This is a genomic window from Herbiconiux sp. J20-20 (assembly GCF_057365085.1).
The window spans coordinates 2,580,442-2,598,352 of record NZ_CP195122.1; the positions used below are offsets into that span (position 1 = coordinate 2,580,442).

Annotated in this window: 21 protein-coding genes; 14 read left to right on the forward strand and 7 right to left on the reverse strand. The window is 68.9% G+C overall.

What is annotated here, in order from left to right:
- Positions 1–103 precede the first annotated feature (103 nt).
- Genes atpB through ACR3ZA_RS12565 form a run of 10 tightly spaced genes read left to right on the forward strand, consistent with a single transcriptional unit; the run spans position 104 to position 8,160 of the window.
- Positions 104–793 (forward strand): F0F1 ATP synthase subunit A, encoded by a 690-nt coding sequence (gene atpB / locus ACR3ZA_RS12520; RefSeq protein ID WP_486179535.1) that lies wholly within the window; start codon positions 104–106, stop codon positions 791–793.
- 46 nt (positions 794–839) lie between these two features.
- Positions 840–1,064: an ATP synthase F0 subunit C gene (atpE, locus tag ACR3ZA_RS12525; protein WP_473556003.1), complete on the forward strand. Its 225-nt coding sequence runs from the start codon at positions 840–842 to the stop codon at positions 1,062–1,064.
- Positions 1,065–1,089: 25 nt separating this feature from the next.
- A complete protein-coding gene (locus tag ACR3ZA_RS12530) occupies positions 1,090–1,635 on the forward strand; it encodes a F0F1 ATP synthase subunit B (protein WP_473556007.1) in 546 nt (181 codons plus the stop codon).
- Positions 1,635–2,426 carry a F0F1 ATP synthase subunit delta gene (locus ACR3ZA_RS12535; protein WP_473658844.1) on the forward strand — a complete coding sequence of 264 codons (792 nt, stop codon included), beginning with the start codon at positions 1,635–1,637 and terminating at the stop codon, positions 2,424–2,426. The genes ACR3ZA_RS12530 and ACR3ZA_RS12535 overlap by 1 nt, the downstream gene beginning before the upstream one ends.
- A 50-nt stretch (positions 2,427–2,476) precedes the next feature.
- On the forward strand, positions 2,477–4,114 hold the full coding sequence (gene atpA, locus ACR3ZA_RS12540) for a F0F1 ATP synthase subunit alpha (protein ID WP_473658846.1): 1,638 nt from the start codon (positions 2,477–2,479) through the stop codon (positions 4,112–4,114).
- 53 nt (positions 4,115–4,167) lie between these two features.
- Complete coding sequence (locus ACR3ZA_RS12545) at positions 4,168–5,064, forward strand: F0F1 ATP synthase subunit gamma (protein ID WP_473658848.1); 897 nt, start codon at positions 4,168–4,170, stop codon at positions 5,062–5,064.
- Between the two features lie 25 nt (positions 5,065–5,089).
- Complete coding sequence (gene atpD / locus ACR3ZA_RS12550) at positions 5,090–6,562, forward strand: F0F1 ATP synthase subunit beta (RefSeq protein ID WP_473658850.1); 1,473 nt, start codon at positions 5,090–5,092, stop codon at positions 6,560–6,562.
- A 1-nt stretch (position 6,563) separates the two neighbouring features.
- Positions 6,564–6,821, forward strand: a complete 258-nt coding sequence (locus ACR3ZA_RS12555; protein WP_473658853.1) for a F0F1 ATP synthase subunit epsilon — start codon at positions 6,564–6,566, stop codon at positions 6,819–6,821.
- 41 nt (positions 6,822–6,862) lie between these two features.
- The gene (locus ACR3ZA_RS12560; RefSeq protein ID WP_473658855.1) at positions 6,863–7,390 is read left to right on the forward strand and encodes an AAA family ATPase; all 528 of its coding nucleotides are present in this window, start codon (positions 6,863–6,865) and stop codon (positions 7,388–7,390) included.
- Positions 7,391–7,395: 5 nt separating this feature from the next.
- The gene (locus tag ACR3ZA_RS12565) at positions 7,396–8,160 is read left to right on the forward strand and encodes a YaaA family protein (protein WP_486179536.1); all 765 of its coding nucleotides are present in this window, start codon (positions 7,396–7,398) and stop codon (positions 8,158–8,160) included.
- Here ACR3ZA_RS12565 and ACR3ZA_RS12570 read toward each other — a convergent pair.
- Positions 8,157–8,753 carry a DNA-3-methyladenine glycosylase I gene (locus ACR3ZA_RS12570; protein ID WP_473658859.1) on the reverse strand — a complete coding sequence of 199 codons (597 nt, stop codon included), beginning with the start codon at positions 8,751–8,753 and terminating at the stop codon, positions 8,157–8,159. The two genes, ACR3ZA_RS12565 and ACR3ZA_RS12570, sit on opposite strands and share 4 nt — an antisense overlap.
- A complete protein-coding gene (locus ACR3ZA_RS12575) occupies positions 8,750–9,274 on the reverse strand; it encodes a methylated-DNA--[protein]-cysteine S-methyltransferase (protein ID WP_473658860.1) in 525 nt (174 codons plus the stop codon). Before ACR3ZA_RS12575 ends, ACR3ZA_RS12570 begins: the two co-directional genes overlap by 4 nt.
- A 107-nt stretch (positions 9,275–9,381) precedes the next feature.
- On the opposite strand from ACR3ZA_RS12575, the gene ACR3ZA_RS12580 reads away from it, so the two are divergent.
- A complete protein-coding gene (locus ACR3ZA_RS12580; RefSeq protein WP_473658862.1) occupies positions 9,382–10,353 on the forward strand; it encodes an aldo/keto reductase in 972 nt (323 codons plus the stop codon).
- Here ACR3ZA_RS12580 and ACR3ZA_RS12585 read toward each other — a convergent pair.
- The 5 genes from ACR3ZA_RS12585 to ACR3ZA_RS12605 form a co-directional block, all read right to left on the reverse strand.
- Positions 10,350–10,880 (reverse strand): tryptophan-rich sensory protein, encoded by a 531-nt coding sequence (locus tag ACR3ZA_RS12585; RefSeq protein WP_473658863.1) that lies wholly within the window; start codon positions 10,878–10,880, stop codon positions 10,350–10,352. The two genes, ACR3ZA_RS12580 and ACR3ZA_RS12585, sit on opposite strands and share 4 nt — an antisense overlap.
- Before the next feature lie 85 nt (positions 10,881–10,965).
- Positions 10,966–11,523: a YceI family protein gene (locus ACR3ZA_RS12590; RefSeq protein WP_473658866.1), complete on the reverse strand. Its 558-nt coding sequence runs from the start codon at positions 11,521–11,523 to the stop codon at positions 10,966–10,968.
- Positions 11,524–11,574: 51 nt separating this feature from the next.
- A complete protein-coding gene (locus tag ACR3ZA_RS12595; protein WP_486179537.1) occupies positions 11,575–12,939 on the reverse strand; it encodes an NAD(P)/FAD-dependent oxidoreductase in 1,365 nt (454 codons plus the stop codon).
- 11 nt (positions 12,940–12,950) lie between these two features.
- Positions 12,951–14,354, reverse strand: a complete 1,404-nt coding sequence (locus tag ACR3ZA_RS12600) for an aspartate aminotransferase family protein (protein ID WP_473658870.1) — start codon at positions 14,352–14,354, stop codon at positions 12,951–12,953.
- Positions 14,355–14,366: 12 nt separating this feature from the next.
- On the reverse strand, positions 14,367–14,834 hold the full coding sequence (locus ACR3ZA_RS12605) for an AsnC family transcriptional regulator (protein WP_473658871.1): 468 nt from the start codon (positions 14,832–14,834) through the stop codon (positions 14,367–14,369).
- A 114-nt stretch (positions 14,835–14,948) separates the two neighbouring features.
- Here ACR3ZA_RS12605 and ACR3ZA_RS12610 point away from each other — a divergent pair, with 114 nt between their 5' ends.
- From ACR3ZA_RS12610 to ACR3ZA_RS12620, 3 genes are read left to right on the forward strand one after another with little or no spacing between them, the layout of a single operon-like run.
- Positions 14,949–16,385: an aminobutyraldehyde dehydrogenase gene (locus ACR3ZA_RS12610; protein WP_473658873.1), complete on the forward strand. Its 1,437-nt coding sequence runs from the start codon at positions 14,949–14,951 to the stop codon at positions 16,383–16,385.
- A 55-nt stretch (positions 16,386–16,440) separates the two neighbouring features.
- On the forward strand, positions 16,441–17,019 hold the full coding sequence (locus tag ACR3ZA_RS12615; RefSeq protein WP_473658875.1) for an FHA domain-containing protein: 579 nt from the start codon (positions 16,441–16,443) through the stop codon (positions 17,017–17,019).
- Positions 17,016–17,870 carry a protein phosphatase 2C domain-containing protein gene (locus tag ACR3ZA_RS12620; RefSeq protein WP_473658877.1) on the forward strand — a complete coding sequence of 285 codons (855 nt, stop codon included), beginning with the start codon at positions 17,016–17,018 and terminating at the stop codon, positions 17,868–17,870. The genes ACR3ZA_RS12615 and ACR3ZA_RS12620 overlap by 4 nt, the downstream gene beginning before the upstream one ends.
- The last annotated feature ends 41 nt before the right edge of the window (positions 17,871–17,911 follow it).

Here is a 17,911-nt window from a genome sequence, read left to right on the forward strand (position 1 = left end):
AGATGACGAAACGGGTGACGGTGGTTTCCACGGTCCCACCCTCGCGGATTTCTTCCCCGATGCGGTTCTCTTCGCCGGTACTCCTTTCGAGCTGAACCGGATCATGATCATCCGGCTGCTCGTCGTGGCCGTGCTGATGCTGCTCTTCTGGCTCGGCACCCGCAAGATGAGCGTCGTGCCCGGTCGCGGCCAGGTCGTCACCGAGATGGCGATCGGCTTCGTGCGCCAGAACATCGTGATCGAGACGCTCGGCGAGAAGGACGGCAAGCGCTTCATGCCGATCCTGATGGCGATGTTCTTCCTCATCCTCGGACTGAACCTCACCGGCATCATCCCCGGACTCAACATCGCCGGATCCTCGGTCATCGGCCTGCCGCTGGTGCTCGCGGTGATCGCCTACGTGATGTTCATCTACGCCGGCATCAAGAAGCACGGGCTCAACTTCTTCAAGAGCGCGCTGTTCCCCGCGGGCGTTCCCGCGATCGTGCTGCCGCTCGTGGCGATCATGGAGTTCCTCTCGACCTTCATCCTCCGCCCGGTCACGCTCACCCTGCGTCTCCTGATGAACATGGTCGCCGGCCACATGCTGCTGGTGCTCTGCTTCTCGGCGACGCACTTCTTCTTCTTCACCGTTCTGGCCGAAGGAAACCTGCTCGGCTTCCTCGGCATCGGCACCCTCGCGTTCGGCTTCATCTTCACGCTGTTCGAGATCCTCGTCGCCGTCCTCCAGGCCTACGTCTTCACCTTCCTCGCCGCCGTCTACATCCAGCTCTCGCTGGCCGACGAGCACTAATCGTTCCGGCGCCCGCCGCGAACACTCTCCACCGAAAGGAAAAACCGTGAACCTCGCTGAAGTCACTGGTCACATCGCCCCGCTCGCCTTCGGCGTCGCGACCATCGGCCCGGCCATCGGCGTCGGCATCGTCGTCGGCAAGACCGTCGAGTCGGTTGCGCGTCAGCCCGAGCTTCAGGGCCGTCTGACCGGTCTGATGTTCCTCGGCATCGCGTTCACCGAGGCGCTCGCCTTCGTCGCGATCGCCGTCGGCTTCATCCCGTTCCCGTAGTCACCCCGAAACCTAAGGAGGCGGAATGCTGAACGCATTCCTGGCCGCCGAAGAGGAAACCGAGACCGAGTTCTCGCTCCTCTTCCCGGAGTTCTACGACGTCTTCTGGTCGCTCGTCGTCTTCGTTGTCCTGCTCGCATTCTTCTTCTGGAAGGTGCTGCCGGCAGTCAACAAGACGCTCGACGAGCGCAAGGACGCGATCGAGGGCGGCATCAAGCGCGCCGAGGAGGCCCAGGCCAGCGCCTCGGCCGCGCTCGACGAGTACAACGCTCAGCTCGCCGAGGCGCGTGCCGAGGCCGCGCAGATCCGCGACAAGGCGCGTGCCGAAGGCGCGCAGATCCTCGCCGAGCTCAAGGAGCAGGCCAGCGCCGAAGCCGCGCGCATCACCGCGAACGCGCAGGTGCAGATCGAGGCCGAGCGCCAGGCGGCTCTCGTCTCGCTGCGGGCCGAGGTCGGCTCGCTCGCGCTGGACCTCGCGTCCGGCGTGATCGGCGAGAACCTCAGCGACGACAAGAAGTCGGCCGGCGTCGTCGACCGCTTCCTGGCTGACCTCGAGAAGGCGAGCAAGTAATGGGCTCGGCGACTCGGACCGCCCTCGCGGCGGCGAAGCAGGACCTCGCCGCGCGCAAGGGCGTCACCCTCGCGAGCGGAGAGCAGCTGCTCTCCGCCGGTCGGGCGATCGAAGGCTCCGCGCAGCTGCGCGCGGTCCTCGCCGACCCGGCGATCGAGGCGTCCGAGAAGTCGGCCCTGATCACGTCGATCTTCGGAGCTCTCGACGCCACCGCGTCGGCGCTCCTGTCGGACCTGGCGAGCGCGCGGTGGTCGACCCGCGGCGAGTTCCTGGACGGCATCGAAGAGATCGGCATCCGGGCGATCGCCCAGTCGGCGGGCGTCAAGGCCCAGATCGAGCGCGAGCTCTTCGAGGTCGAGCGTGCCGTCGCGAGCGACGCCGAGCTCGAGCTCGCGATCGGCAGCACGCTCGGCGACACCGCGCAGAAGGCGGCGCTCGTCGACCGGCTGCTCGGTTCGTCGATCAGCGCCGCCACCGCCGCGATCGTGCGTCACCTCGTGCAGAGCCCGCGTGGTCGCCGCATCGGCGAACTGCTGCGCTCGGCCGCCGACCTCGTCGCCGATGCGAACGGTCGCATCGTCGCCACGGTCACGTCGGCCGCACCGCTCAGCGCGACGCACGAGAAGAAGCTCGTGCAGACCCTCACGGCTCGCTACGAGCGCACGCCGATCCTCAACGTCGTTATCGACGACCGCATCCTCGGCGGACTCCGCGTGCAGGTCGGCGACGAAGTCGTCGACGGCACCATCGCGTCCCGCCTCGCGGACCTCCGACTCCAGCTTGCCGGCTGACCCGGCCCAGATACAGCGGCACTAGCCCACTCACACGAATAGGCATTCACATGGCAGACATCACCATCAGCCCCGATGAGATCCGCGACGCGCTCAAAGATTTCGTCGCGGGATACCAGCCGACCGCATCGGCCACGACCGAGGTCGGAACGGTCATCGACGCGGGCGATGGCATCGCGCACGTCGAGGGCCTTCCCGGCGCGATGGCGAACGAGCTCCTCCGCTTCGCGGACGGCACGCTCGGCCTCGCGCTGAACCTCGACGAGAGCGAGATCGGTGTCATCGTGCTCGGTGAGTTCACCGGCATCGTCGAGGGCATGGAGGTCACCCGCACGGGTGAGGTCCTCTCGGTGCCCGTCGGTGACGCGTTCCTCGGTCGCGTCGTCGACCCGCTCGGCGCCCCGATCGACGGCCTCGGCGACATCAAGGCCGAGGGTCGCCGCGCCCTCGAGCTGCAGGCGCCCGGCGTCATGCAGCGCAAGAGCGTTCACGAGCCGATGCAGACCGGCATCAAGGCGATCGACGCCATGATCCCGATCGGCCGCGGCCAGCGTCAGCTCATCATCGGCGACCGCCAGACCGGCAAGACGGCGATCGCGATCGACACGATCATCAACCAGAAGGCCAACTGGGAGTCGGGCGACGTCAACAAGCAGGTCCGCTGCATCTACGTCGCCATCGGCCAGAAGGGCTCCACGATCGCCGCCGTCAAGGGCGCGCTCGAGGACGCCGGTGCCATGGAGTACACCACGATCGTCGCGGCTCCGGCCTCCGACGCCGCGGGCTTCAAGTACCTCGCCCCCTACACCGGCTCGGCCATCGGCCAGCACTGGATGTACGGCGGCAAGCACGTCCTGATCATCTTCGATGACCTGTCGAAGCAGGCCGAGGCCTACCGTGCCGTGTCGCTGCTGCTGCGTCGTCCGCCGGGGCGTGAGGCCTACCCGGGTGACGTCTTCTACCTGCACTCGCGTCTGCTCGAGCGCTGCGCGAAGCTCTCGGACGAGCTCGGCGCCGGCTCGATGACGGGTCTGCCGATCATCGAGACCAAGGCCAACGACGTCTCGGCGTACATCCCGACCAACGTGATCTCGATCACCGACGGCCAGATCTTCCTGCAGTCGGACCTGTTCAACTCGAACCAGCGCCCGGCGGTCGACGTCGGCATCTCGGTCTCGCGAGTCGGCGGTGACGCCCAGGTGAAGAGCATCAAGAAGGTCTCGGGAACGCTGAAGCTCGAGCTCGCCCAGTACCGCTCGCTCGAGGCGTTCGCGATGTTCGCCTCCGACCTGGACGCGGCCAGCCGTCGTCAGCTCGACCGCGGCGCGCGCCTGACCGAGCTGCTGCGTCAGCCGCAGTACTCGCCGTACCCGGTGGAGGAGCAGGTCGTCTCGATCTGGGCGGGCACCAACGGCAAGCTCGACAAGGTTCCGGTCGAGGACGTGCTCCGCTTCGAGAGCGAGCTGCTCGACCACCTCAAGCGCAACACCAAGGTGCTCGACACGCTCCGTGAGACGAACGTGCTCGACGACGACACCCTGGCCACCCTCGAGAAGGAGGTCGACGCGTTCTCGCTCGGCTTCCAGACCGGTGACGGCCGCACGCTGAGCTCGCCCGGTCACGAGGAGTTCGAGGCGACCGAGGTCGAGGACGTCAACCAGGAGAAGATCGTCAAGTCGAAGCGCTGAGCTTTGGCCGACGAGATTCGCACGATCATCACTGACGAGTAGGAAGTAACGACATGGGAGCCCAACTTCGGGTCTACCGGCAGAAGATCCGCTCTGCCCAGACGACCAAGAAGATCACCCGTGCCATGGAGCTGATTGCGGCCAGCCGCATTCAGAAGGCGCAGCAGCGGGTGGCCGCCTCGGCACCGTACGCGCGCGCCGTGACGCGCGCCGTGTCGGCCGTGGCGACCTACTCGAACGTCGACCACGTCCTCACGACCGAGCCGGAGAAGATCGAGCGCGCCGCCATCGTCGTGTTCGCCTCCGACCGCGGACTGGCGGGCGCGTTCAACGCGAACGTGCTCCGCGAGGCCGAGGAGCTCACCACGCTCCTGCGCGAGCAGGGCAAGGAGGTCGTCTACTACGTCGTCGGCCGCCGCGCGGTGGGCTACTTCAAGTTCCGCAAGCGCGCCTTCGAGCGCGAGTGGATCGGCGACACGGACAGCCCGACGTTCGCGACCGCGCAGGAGATCGGCGCCGCGATCGTGGAGAAGTTCGTGCAGCCGTCCTCCGAGGGTGGCGTGGACGAGATTCACATCGTGTACAACCGCTTCGTCTCGATGCTGACCCAGACGCCGGAGGTCGTGCGTCTGCTTCCGCTCGAGGTCGTCGAAGGCGTCGAAGAGCCCGAGACCGAGGTGCTCCCGCTCTACGAGTTCGAGCCCGAGGCCGACACCGTCCTGGACGCGCTGCTGCCCGTCTACATCGAGAGCCGCATCTTCAACGCGCTCCTGCAATCCGCTGCCAGCAAGCACGCGGCGACGCAGAAGGCGATGAAGTCCGCATCCGACAATGCGGACAAGCTCATCCGCGACTACACCCGGCTGGCGAACAACGCGCGTCAGGCCGAGATCACCCAACAGATCTCCGAGATCGTCGGCGGCGCCGACGCACTGAGCTCGGCGAAGTAATTCCCCACGAGAGAAGACAGAAGAGATGACTCCTCCCACTGCAACCGCCAAGAAGTCCAGCGCAAAGGCTGCCGCACCCGCCGGTGTCGGTCGCGTCGCGCGAGTGACGGGTCCGGTCGTTGACATTGAGTTCCCGCACGACGCGATCCCGGGGATCTACAACGCACTGAAGACGGAGATCACCATCGATGGTGTGACCACGGTGCTGAACCTCGAGGTCGCCCAGCACCTCGGCGACGACCTGGTGCGCGCGATCGCGCTCAAGCCGACCGATGGTGTTGTTCGCGGCCAGGCCGTGACCGACACCGGATCGCCGATCTCGGTGCCCGTCGGCGACGTCACCAAGGGCAAGGTCTTCAACGTCATGGGTGAGGTGCTGAACGCCGAGCCCGGCGAGAAGCTCGAGATCACCGAGCGCTGGCCGATCCACCGCAAGCCCCCGGCATTCGACCAGCTCGAGTCGAAGACGCAGCTCTTCGAGACCGGCATCAAGGTCATCGACCTCCTCACCCCGTACGTGCAGGGTGGCAAGATCGGTCTCTTCGGCGGTGCCGGTGTCGGCAAGACCGTCCTCATCCAGGAGATGATCCAGCGCGTCGCGCAGGACCACGGTGGTGTGTCGGTGTTCGCCGGTGTCGGTGAGCGCACCCGTGAGGGCAACGACCTCATCCACGAGATGGAAGAGGCGGGCGTCTTCGACAAGACGGCGCTTGTCTTCGGTCAGATGGACGAGCCGCCGGGAACGCGTCTTCGCGTCGCCCTGTCGGCGCTGACGATGGCGGAGTACTTCCGCGACGTTCAGAAGCAGGACGTGCTCCTCTTCATCGACAACATCTTCCGCTTCACGCAGGCCGGTTCCGAGGTCTCGACGCTGCTCGGCCGCATGCCGAGCGCGGTCGGCTACCAGCCGAACCTCGCCGACGAGATGGGTATCCTCCAGGAGCGCATCACCTCGACGCGTGGTCACTCGATCACCTCGCTGCAGGCGATCTACGTTCCCGCCGACGACTACACCGACCCGGCTCCGGCCACGACCTTCGCGCACCTTGACGCGACGACCGAGCTCAGCCGTGAGATCGCGTCGAAGGGTCTGTACCCGGCCGTCGACCCGCTGTCGTCGTCCAGCCGCATCATGGACCCGCGCTACTTGGGCGAGGACCACTACCGCGTCGCGACGAGCGTGAAGGCGATCCTGCAGAAGAACAAGGAGCTCCAGGAGATCATCGCGATCCTCGGTGTCGACGAGCTCAGCGAAGAAGACAAGATCACTGTCTCGCGCGCCCGCCGCATCCAGCAGTTCCTCTCGCAGAACACCTACATGGCGAAGAAGTTCACCGGTGTCGAGGGGTCGACCGTTCCGCTCAAGGAGACGATCGAGTCGTTCGACGCGATCGTGCGCGGTGACTTCGACCATGTCGCCGAGCAGGCCTTCTTCAACGTCGGCGGCATCTCCGACGTCGAGGCCAACTGGGCGAAGATCCAGAAGGAGAACGGCTAACATGCCGCTCAACGTCAGCGTCGTTTCGGCCGATCGCGCCCTCTGGACGGGTGAGGCGACCCAGATCATCGCCCGCACCACCGAGGGCGAGATCGGCGTCCTCGCCGGGCACGAGCCGATTCTGGCCGTGCTCGCCGAGGGCGACGTGCGTGTCACGACGACCGAGGGGGCGACGATCACGGCGCGAGCTGCTGACGGCTTCCTGTCGGTTCAGAACGACACGGTCACGATCGTCGCCGGCGCCGCCGAGCTCGTCTAGGGCCTCGGAGCGCCGGATGCGCCGTTCCGGACGGCAGTGACATGTTCATCGTGATGGCGGGGCTTCCCGGAACCGGGAAGTCGACCATCGCCGAGCAGCTGGGGCGCCAATTGGGGCTCGCGGTGGTGTCGGTCGATCCGATCGAGTCCGCGATCCTGTCGGCCGGAATCGACGCCGGCCAGCCGACGGGCCTTGCGGCCTACCTGGTCGCCGAGAAGATCGCCGACTCGGTGCTGAGCTCTCCCGCGGCGGGGGTCATCATCGACGCCGTCAATGCGGTCGAGCCGGCGCGCCTGCAGTGGGTGCGGCTGGCCGAGCGGCACGGCGAGCGGCGCACGCGCTTCATCGAGGTGTACTGCTCGGATCCCGAGGTGCACCGCGAGCGCCTGGAGACGCGCAGCCGCGAGCTCGCCCATCTGGCCGAGCCGAGCTGGCACGCTGTCGAGCAGAGCCTCGACGAGTGGGAGCCCTGGGTCGGCCCGAGCGCCGAGGTGCCGCGACTGCGCCTCGACTCGGTGCGCCCGGTGGACGAGAACGTCGCCGAGGCGCTGCGCTTCGCCGTGGGCTGATCGACGTGCTGCTTCTGCTGCCGCCGTCCGAGACCAAGCGCCCGGGGGGAACTCCGGGGACGCGTCTCAACCTCGACCTGTTGAGCTTCTCGAGCCTCACGGGCGCGCGCCGGGAGAGCCTTGCGGCGCTGCGCTCGCTCTGTGAGGACCCGGAGGCGGCGCGCCGAGCGCTGAAGCTGGGCGCCACGCAGGGCGCGCTCATCGAGCTCAATCGCGAGGTCGAGGACTCGGCGACGATGCCCGCCCTCGACCGCTTCGACGGCGTGCTCTTCGATGCGCTCGACGCGGCGACGCTGCCGGGCGAGGCCCGCGTGCGCGCCGGGAAGAGCGTCGCCATCGCCTCGGCGCTGTTCGGTCTGGTCGGGGCGCTCGATGCGATCCCCGCGTACCGGCTGTCGGCGGATTCGCGTCTCCCCGGTCTCACGCTTCGGCGGCATTGGGCGGGGGTCGCCGGTGCGGCGCTCCAGGAGCGCGCGGCGGGCGGATTCGTGCTGGACGCCCGCTCCGAGGCGTACGCGGCGCTCGGCCCGGCGCCGGCGGGTTCGCGCTTTCTGCGCGTGGTCACCGAGGATGGCGAGGGTCGCCGTCGCGCCCTCAACCACTTCAACAAAGCGGGAAAGGGCGAATTCGCCCGCGCCCTGCTGACCAGCCCGGCGTGGCCGCAGGATGAGTCCGATCTGATGGACTGGGCGCGCGATGCGGGCGTGCGGCTCGACTCCGGCAACCCGGGCGAGCTGGTGCTCATTGCCGAGCACCGCGCGGCGGCCTAGCCCGCCAGGGAGCCGTTCGCGGAACGCCAGCAGCCGTCGACGTGATCGTCGACGAGGCCTGCCGACTGCATGAGGGCGTAGAGCGTGGTCGGCCCGACGAAGCGGAGTCCGAGCTTCTTCAGCGCGCGGCTCGCCGCGATGGACTCCGGGGTCGTCGCGGGAACATCGGCGAGCGTGAGGCGTCGCGGTGACGTCGCCGGCGCGTAGCTCCAGATCAGCCGGTCGAGAGCGCCGGGGTCGTGCTCGGTGAGCTCGGCGACGATCCGGGCGTTGGAGATGGTCGCCTCGACCTTGGCGCGGTTGCGGATGATGCCCGGATCGGCCATCAGCCGCTCCACATCGTCGACGTCGAAGGCCGCGACGGTCGGGATGTCGAAGCCTCCGAACGCGGCACGGAACGTCGGGCGCCGACGCAGGATCGTGATCCAGGACAGCCCCGCCTGGAACCCTTCGAGGCTCAGCTTCTCGAACAGCGGACGGTCGCCGTGCAGCGCGACGCCCCATTCCTCGTCGTGATACCGGATGTATTCGGTGTCGGTGCCGACCCAGGCGCAGCGCGACCGGCCGTCCGCCCCCGCGACGAGGCTCGTCACGCGGCACCGCTGCGCGGCAGCGAGTGCGGGATGCCCTCGTGCTCGAGCAGCCATGCCTTGGTGGGCACGCCCTCGCCGCCGCTGTAGCCGGTGATGCGCCCGTTCTCACCGAGCACTCGATGGCACGGAACGATGATCGGCACCGGGTTGGCGCCGACCGCCCCGCCGACAGCGCGACCCGCGGTGGCCCGCCCGGTCGCGCGGCCGAGCTCGCCGTAGGAGACGACCTCGCCCCAGTCGAGAGCGACCAGTTGCTCCCACACGGCGCGCTGGAACGCCGTGCCGGAGAGCGATACCGGGACGTCGAACGAGCGGCGCGCACCGGTGAAGTACTCGGCGAGCTGCGCCGCCGCGCGATCGAGGACGGCGTCGCTCGACTCGGGAAGCTCATCGTGGGGGAGGGCGCCGTCGCGCTCGATCGCGAGCGAGGTGACGGCGGTGCCGTCGCCGATCAGTTCGATTCGGCCGATCGGCGAGGCGAGGCGACGCAGCGACTGCGGGCGGGCTTCCGTGGTGGGCATGCCTCGAGCGTAACGAGGCGGCGACAGGCGGACGAGCGGAAATCGGACACGGTGTGAACGACGACGCGGGGCCGCTCGGGGAGGAGACGTGACCGTAGGCTTTCCCCATGGAATCGCGTCAACTCGGAACCAACGGCCCCCTCGTCTCCGCGATCGGCCTGGGCTGCAACAACCTCGGACGTGCGGGAACTCGCACGGCGACCGTCGAGGGGGTGCGCGAGGTCATCGATGCCGCGATCGACGCGGGCGTCACGCTGTTCGACACCGCCGACATCTACGGTGCCGAGTTCGGGCTCAGCGAGACGCTGCTCGGACGGGTGCTCGCCGGACGGGAAGCCGAGCTGGTGATCGCCACCAAGTTCGGCCATGCAACGTTCGCGCCCGCGCTCGCGGGCGAGAGCGCGCCGGGGTCGCGTCCCTACATCCGTGCCGCCGTCGAGGGATCGCTGACGCGGCTGGGCATCGAGCGCATCGACCTCTACCAGCAGCACACGCCCGACCCGCTGACGCCCATCGACGAGACGATCGCGGCTCTCGATGAGCTGGTCGTCGAGGGCAAGATCGCGGCGTACGGGCACTCGAACTTCGACGGTGCTCAGATCCGCGCAGCCGCGGCCGCATCGGACCGACTCGGCGTCGCCCCGTTCGTCAGCGCCCAGAACGAGTACAACCTGCTCGCCCGCGCCGTCGAGGGCGGGGTGCTGCCCGCCTGCGACGAGGTGGGGATCGGATTCCTGCCGTTCTTCCCTCTGGCGAACGGCTTGTTCACGGGCAAGTTCTCGCGCACCGAGCGACCCGCGGACACCCGGATCTCCCGCCAGCGACCGCACATCGCCGACGAGGCGCCGTGGGATGCGATCGAGGCGTTCGAGGCGTTCGCGGCCGAACGCGGGATCTCGATGCTGGAGGCGACCTTCGGCTGGTTCCTCGGGCGGTCGGTCGTGTCGAGCGTGATCGCGGGTGCGACGACCCCCGAGCAGATCCGCGGCAACGCGGCCGCCGGCTCGGGCTGGCGGGCGACCGGAGCCGAGCTCGCCGAGATCGGTGCGCTCTTTCCGCTCGCGGAGGCCGACGACTAGGAGTTCAGGGCCGCGAGGCCCGCGTTGAGCGTCGTCGCATAGAGCGCCCACAGGGCATAGGGCACCAGGAGCGCCGCCGCGAGCCGCGACAGCCGCGCGAAGCGGATGATCGTCGCGATGACGAGCACATCGAGCGCGACGATGATCACGAGGGCGATCCACAGCGCGGGTGCGCCGAGGAATGGCTCGAGCCCGAAGAACACCGGCGTCCAGACGGCGTTGACGGCCAGCTGCGCGACGTAGAGGCCGAGGGCTCGACGTCGCGCCGCGGAGTCGGGCGTGCGCCAGATGAGCCAGGCAGCGATCGACATCAGCGTGTACAGGGTCGTCCAGACGGGACCGAAGACGACGTTCGGCGGGGTCCACGCGGGCTGCTCGGCGGCCGCGTACCAGCCGTCGACGTTGCCCGCGGTGGAGAGCCCGCCGAAGGCGGCGACCGCGAACGCGATCGCCAGGAACGCCAGCAGGGCCAGCGCCGATCGGGTGCGGGACGGCGTGTGCGAATCGGGCGTGGAGATCGAAGCCATGCTTCACGCTAGCGCCGACGAGCGCCCGTCGGGGGTGAACTCTCAGCGGATGCAGGGGCGAGGGCGGACCTCGCCCCTGCGGCGGTCACGGCTGCAGGACGACCTGCAGCTCGATCGCCAGCGCGACCTCGTCACCGAGCGTGAATCCGCCGGCCTCGAGGGCCGCGTTCCAGCTCACTCCGAAGTCGTGGCGGTTGATCTTGGTCGTGGCGCTCGCGCCCGCCTTGGTCTGTCCGTAGCCGTCAGTCATGACGCCGCCGAACTCGCCCGTCAGCACGACCTGCTTCGTCACGCCGCGCAGGGTCAGGTTCCCCGTCAGCGTGAAGTTGTCGCCGTTGGTCTTGAGCGACGTGGAGACGAACGTCGCCGTCGGGTGCTCCGAGACCAGGAAGAAGTCGCTCGACTGCAGGTGCGCGTCGCGCTGCGCCTGGCCGGTGTTGACCGAGGCGATGTCGATGGTCGCCTCCACCCGCGCGTCGCGCGGATCGTCGGTCGTCGTGATCGTGACGTCGAAGCGGTCGAATGTGCCGCGCACCTTGCTGATGGCGAGGTGGGCGACGGTGAATCCGATCGTCGAGTGCGCGGGGTCGAGCGTCCAGGTTCCGGTGCGGTACTGGGGATGAGCGTCAAGAGTGGTTGTCATGTCAACTAAAACCGCACCCGCGCGCGGATATTCCCGCCGGCGCCAAGAATCTCAGTGCCCGACGAGCGGGCCCATCGCGCGGGCGATGAGCGACGGGCGCCGGGTGATCCGCTCCTCGACGTCCGCCGCCTGCATCGCGAGCAGTCCCGCGTTCGCGCCCACAAAGCGCCACGGCTCCGGCTCCCAGTCTCGAGCGGGGTGGCTCACCCAGGGGAGCCGGGTGAGCTCAGAGTCGCGCCCCGTGAGCAGGTCGGCGAGGGTGCGGCCGGCCAGGTTGGTCGTCGACAGGCCGTCTCCGACGTAGCCGCCGGCGCTCGCGAGGCCGGTCGCGGGAGAGAACTCCACGCGCGCGTGCCAGTCGCGCGGCACCCCGAGCGGTCCGCCCCAGCGGTGCGTGATCCGCGTGTCGTGGAGCACCGGGAACAGGTCGACGAGCGCGCGACGCAGATGCTCGAAGACGCGCGGGACCCGGTCGTACTCGGGGCGAATCGCGCTGCCGAAGTGATAGCGGGCCCCGCGGCCGCCGAAGGCGATCCGGTCGTCCGCCGTGCGCTGCCCGTAGATCAGCAGATGGCGGTAGTCGGTGAAGGTCTGGCCGTGCGCCAGGCCGATCTCGTCCCACACCGAGGCGCCGAGCGGCTCGGTGGCGATCATCAGCGAGTACAGCGGGAGGATCCGGCGGCGGGTGGCCGCCATCGTCGCGCCGTAGCCCTCCGTCGCCTGCACGACGCGTTCGGCCCGCACCGTGCCGCGCGCGGTCGTGACGCGGCCCGGCGCGATCTCGAGGGCCTCGGTCCGCTCGGCGATGAGCGCACCGCGGCTCTCCACGGCGCGGGCGAGCCCGCGCGAGAGCTTCGCCGGCTGCAGTCGCGCGCAGGCGGGATCGAACGCCGCCGCCAGCGCTCCGGCCGCGCGCACGCGCGAGGAGTCCCACAGCTCGAGGTCGTCGACGCCGTAGGCGCGTGCCTCGTCGACCTCGCCACGCGCGGCCTCCAGCTGCACGGCCGAGCGCGCGAACGCCACGGTGCCGCCGCGCCGGAAGTCGCAGTCGATCCCCGCCCGCTCCGTGACCTCGCCGACCTCGTCGACCGTGTCGATCATCGCGCGGCGCATCGCGAGCGCCGCCTCGCGCCCGTGGGTGCGCTCCAGTGACGCCGTCGAACGCGGGAACAGCGCACTGCACCAGCCGCCGTTGCGCCCGCTCGCGCCGAATCCCGCGATCTCCTTCTCCAGGAGCGCGATGCGCAGCGACGGGTCGCGCTCCTGCAGATACCAGGCCGTCCAGAGGCCGGTGAGTCCGGCGCCGACGATCGCGACGTCGACCTCCGTGTCACCGGCCAGTGGCGCGCGCGGAGTCAGGGTGTCGTCATCGAGCGAGTCGTGCCAGAACGACACCGCACGGTAGGCGGTCACCACGGCGCGGCGGTCTACAGGTGCGCGGTGGCTTCGGTCAGCACCGAGCGCAGGATCTGCTCGATCTCGTCGAACTCGGCCGGGCCGATCGTCAGCGGCGGCGCGAGCTGGATCACGGGGTCGCCACGGTCGTCGGCGCGGCAGTACAGACCGGCCTCGAACAGCGCCTTCGAGAGGAAGCCGCGCAGGAGCCGCTCCGACTCGGCGTCGTTGAAGGTCTCGCGCGTCGCCTTGTCCTTCACCAGTTCGATGCCGAAGAAGTAGCCGTCGCCGCGGACATCGCCCACGAGCGGCAGGTCGAGCAGCTTCTCGAGGGTGGCGCGGAACACGGGGGAGTTCTCGCGCACGTTCTCGACGAGCTTCTCCTCCTCGAAGATGGCCAGATTCTCGAGGGCGACAGCCGCCGAGACCGGATGTCCGCCGAAGGTGTAGCCGTGGTAGAACGCGGTCGTGCCGTGGCGGAAGGGCTCGTACAGGCGGTCGGAGACGATCGTCGCGCCGATCGGCGAGTAGCCGCTGGTCATGCCCTTCGCGCACGTGATCATGTCGGGCTGGAATCCGTAGTGGGTGGACGCGAACATCGATCCGATGCGGCCGAAGCCGGTGATCACCTCGTCGGCGACGAGCAGCACGTCATAGCGGTCGCAGATCTCGCGGACGCGCTGGAAGTATCCGGGCGGCGGGGGGAAGCATCCGCCGGAGTTCTGCACCGGCTCGAGGAAGACGGCGGCAACCGTCTCGGGCCCCTCGAACTGGATCATCTCCTCGATGCGGTCGGCGGCCCAGATGCCGAAGGCCTCGAGGTCGTCGGCGGGAGCGCCCATCTCAGCGGCGCGGTAGAAGTTCGTGTTGGGCACCCGGAAGCCCCCGGGCGTCACGGGTTCGAACATCTCCTTCATCGCCGGGATGCCGGTGATCGCGAGCGCGCCCTGCGGGGTGCCGTGGTACGCCACCGCGCGCGAGATGACCTTGTGCTTGGTGGGGCGGCCCTGCAGCTTCCAGTAGTACTTGGCGAGCTTGAACGCGGTCTCGACCGCTTCGCCGCCGCCGGTCGAGAAGAACACCCGGTTGAGGTCGCCGGGGGCGTAGTCGGCGAGACGGTCGGCGAGTTCGATCGCCGCCGGGTGCGCATAGGACCAGATCGGGAAGAACGCCAGCTCCTCGGCCTGGCGGGCGGCCGTCTCGGCGAGGCGCCGACGTCCGTGGCCCGCGTTGACCACGAAGAGCCCCGACAGCCCGTCGAAGTAGCGGCGGCCGTGGCTGTCGAAGATGTGGTGGCCCTCGCCCTTCACGATGATGGGGGCGCCGTGCTCCTCGAGCACCGACTGGCGCGAGAAGTGCATCCAGAGGTGGTCTTTCGCCTTCTGCTGCAGCGCCGCATCATCGATCGCGGTGGGGGTGGGAATGGTGGTGCTCATGAGAGCCTCTTTCTAGCGGGTGCCCCAGTTGTAGTGCTGCTTGTGCAGCTTGAGGTAGACGAAGGTTTCGGTCGACAGCACCCCGGGGATGTTGCGGATGCGCTGGTTCAGGAGCGTGATCAGCGTGTCGTCGTCTTCGCAGACGAGTTCGGCGAGCACGTCGAAGCTGCCGGCGGTGAGCACGACGTAGTCGATCTCCGGGATCTCGCCGAGTGCGTCGGCGACGACGGTGGTGTCGCCGGTGACCCGCACGCCGATCATCGCCTGCCGAGCGAAGCCGAGCTGCATCGGGTCGGTCACCGCGACGACCTGCATCACGCCGGCGTCGGTGAGCTTCTGCACGCGCTGGCGCACGGCGGCTTCGCTGAGCCCGACGGCCTTGCCGATCTCGGCGTAGGAGCGTCGACCGTCCTCCTGGAGCTGCTCGATGATGCCTTTCGAGACGGCGTCGAGCGACGGGGGCTTCTGACGAGCGGACATGCATCGATTCTCTCAGTGCAGACCGACCTTCACAAGCGAATCCGTAGATATGAACCAGCGAAAGTGCCGAAATCCGCAGTATCGAATGGATGCGACTCGAAGTAAGGTGTGGTCATGGCTGAGCGCACTCTGAAGAATTTCATCAACGGTGACTACGTCGACGCGACCGCCGACAGCGCGTTCGACGTGATCGACCCGGCGACCGGCGAGGGCTACGCGCATTCGCCCGTCTCCGACGCCGCGGCCGTCGACACCGCCTTCGCGGCGGCGGCGACCGCCTTCGAGGAGTGGGGCGAGGCGACGCCCGCCGAGCGCCAGCTCGCGCTGTTCCGCATCGCCGACGCGATGGAGCAGCGTGCCGAGGAGTTCGCCGACCTCGAGAGCCAGGACACCGGCAAGCCGCGCGCGAGTCTCGTCGAGGACGAGATCCTGCTCTCGGTCGACCAGCTCCGCTTCTTCGCCGGCGCAGCGCGCAACCTCGAGGGCCGCGCGAGCGCCGAGTACATGAAGGACCACACCAGCTGGATCCGCCGTGAGCCGATCGGTGTCATCGGCCAGGTCACGCCCTGGAACTACCCGCTGAACATGGCGGTCTGGAAGGTCGCGCCCGCCATCGCCGCGGGAAACACGACGGTGCTGAAGCCCTCCGACACCACTCCTCAGTCGACGCTCCTGTTCGCCGAGGTCGCGGCGGAGTTCCTGCCGGCGGGCGTCTTCAACGTCATCACCGGTGACCGCACGACGGGTGCGCGCATGATCGAGCACCCGACGCCGCAAATGGTGTCGATCACCGGATCGGTGCGCGCCGGCATGGAGGTCGCCAAGGCCGCGTCCTCGGATCTCAAGCGCGTGCACCTGGAGCTCGGCGGCAAGGCGCCGGTGATCGTCTTCGATGACGCCGACATCGACAAGGCGGTCGAGGGGATCGCGATCGCCGGGTACTTCAACGCCGGTCAGGACTGCACCGCGGCGACGCGCGTCCTCGTGCACGAGAAGGTGCACGACGCCTTCGTGGCGGCCATGGTCGCCTACGTCAAGGAGAACGTCGCCACCGGCATGCCCTCGGACGCCTCCACCTTCTACGGCCCCGTCAACAATGCGACCCAGCTGGAGCGCGTGATGGGGATGATCGAGGCCTTGCCCTCGCACGCGCAGCTGGAGACCGGGGGAACGCGCCAGGAGTCGTCGGGCTACTTCATCGAGCCGACGGTGGTGTCGAACCTCCAGCAGAAGGACGACGTCATTCAGACCGAGATCTTCGGCCCGGTGATCACGGTGCAGAAGTTCACCGACGAGGCGCAGGCTCTCGGCTGGGCCAATGACGTCAAGTACGGGCTCGCCTCGAGCGTCTGGACGCGCGATCACGCGCGCGCGATGCGCTTCGCCAAGCACCTCGACTTCGGCTGCGTCTGGATCAACACCCACATCCCGCTGGTCGCGGAGATGCCGCACGGCGGCTTCAAGCACTCCGGATATGGCAAGGATCTCTCGATGTACGGGTTCGAGGACTACACGCGCATCAAGCACGTGATGTCCTTCATCGGCGAGTAGCGCCGACGCGCCGCGCGGCGTCAGCGCGGGTGTCGGAACGCGAGACAATGGAGGCGTGACCTCCGACTCGCTTGACGACACCGTTGCGGTGCCGCCGCGCGAGCTGACCCCCGCGGAGCTGTCCGAGCGCGACCGCCTCGAAGACACCGTCGCGGTCTCGGGGCTGGCCGGCCCCGAGATCGGCACGGCGTGGGGCGGGCTGAGCGCCGAGCTCGCTCGCGAGGTCAGCCGCGACCGCGATCCGCTCGCCGCGGCGGTTCTGCACCTGGTGCTCCCCACCGGGGCGGAGCTCGCGCTCACGACGACGGTCATCGTGGGGCGGCAGCCGAGCACGCCGCGCGTCTCCGTGGGGCCGGTGCCGCGGCTGGTCGCCCTGCACTCGCCGACCCGCGAGGTGTCGGCGACGCACCTCGAGTTCCGCCGCGTCGGCAGCACCGTCGTCGTCACCGATCTGCGCTCGACCAACGGCACGACGGTCGCCCTGCCGGGGGCAGCACCCCAGGTGCTGCTCGGCGGCGACTCGGCCGTCGTCGTGCCGGGCGCCATCATCGACGTCGGCGACGGGAACCTGCTGCGCATCACGGCCGGACCCCGCGCCGACACCGGGCACGCGACGAGCGGAACGAGTTCATGATCCAGCGCGGAGAGGACGCCGTCGAGCGCCGCTTCACCGTTCCCGGCCAGCGGGGCAAGCAGTTCGTGCTCTCGTGGGCGGCCCGCACCGACATCGGGCACCGGCGACAGCTCAACGAGGACTCGGTGCTCGCCGAGCCGCCCGTCTTCGCGGTGGCGGACGGCATGGGCGGCCACTCGGCCGGCGACCGCGCGAGTGCGGCGGCGGTCGCACGCCTCGCCGAGGCGACGCCGAACCCGTTCCTCGAGGTGGCAGAGCTGGATGCCGCGCTCCGTCTCGCGGTTGCCGACATCGACTCGATCGCCGAGGAGTACACCGCCGGTGCCGGCACGACCATCACCGGTGTCGCGCTCGCCCTGTTCGAGCAGACTCCCGGACTGCTCGTGTTCAACATCGGCGACAGTCGCGTCTATGCCTACGCGGACGACCGGATGGAGCGCATCACGGTCGATCACAGCGTCGTTCAGGAGCTCGTCGATGCGGGGCTGATCGACGCCGCGGCCGCCGAGAGCCATCCCGAGAGCAACGTCATCACCCGCGCCCTCGGGTTTCACGAGACCCCGAGGCCGGACCTCTGGGGCGTGCCGCTGCGCGACGGCCTGCGCATCCTGATCTGCTCCGATGGGCTGACCCGCGAAGTCGACGACGAACGCCTCGCCCAGACGCTGTCGGAGCGGATGTCACCCGCCGAGACGGCCGAGATCCTCATCGCCCTCGCCCTCCAGGCGGGCGGTCGCGACAACGTCACGGTCGTCGTCGTGGACGTGGTGAAGAGCCCCGCGAAGGGCCGCCATCAGGCTCGCGGCCCCCGGAATGCATCGCGCCCCAGTTCGGGGGCTGAACAGGGGTGATGAACCGAGGGCAACCCTAGAATGAACCGACCGTGCGACAG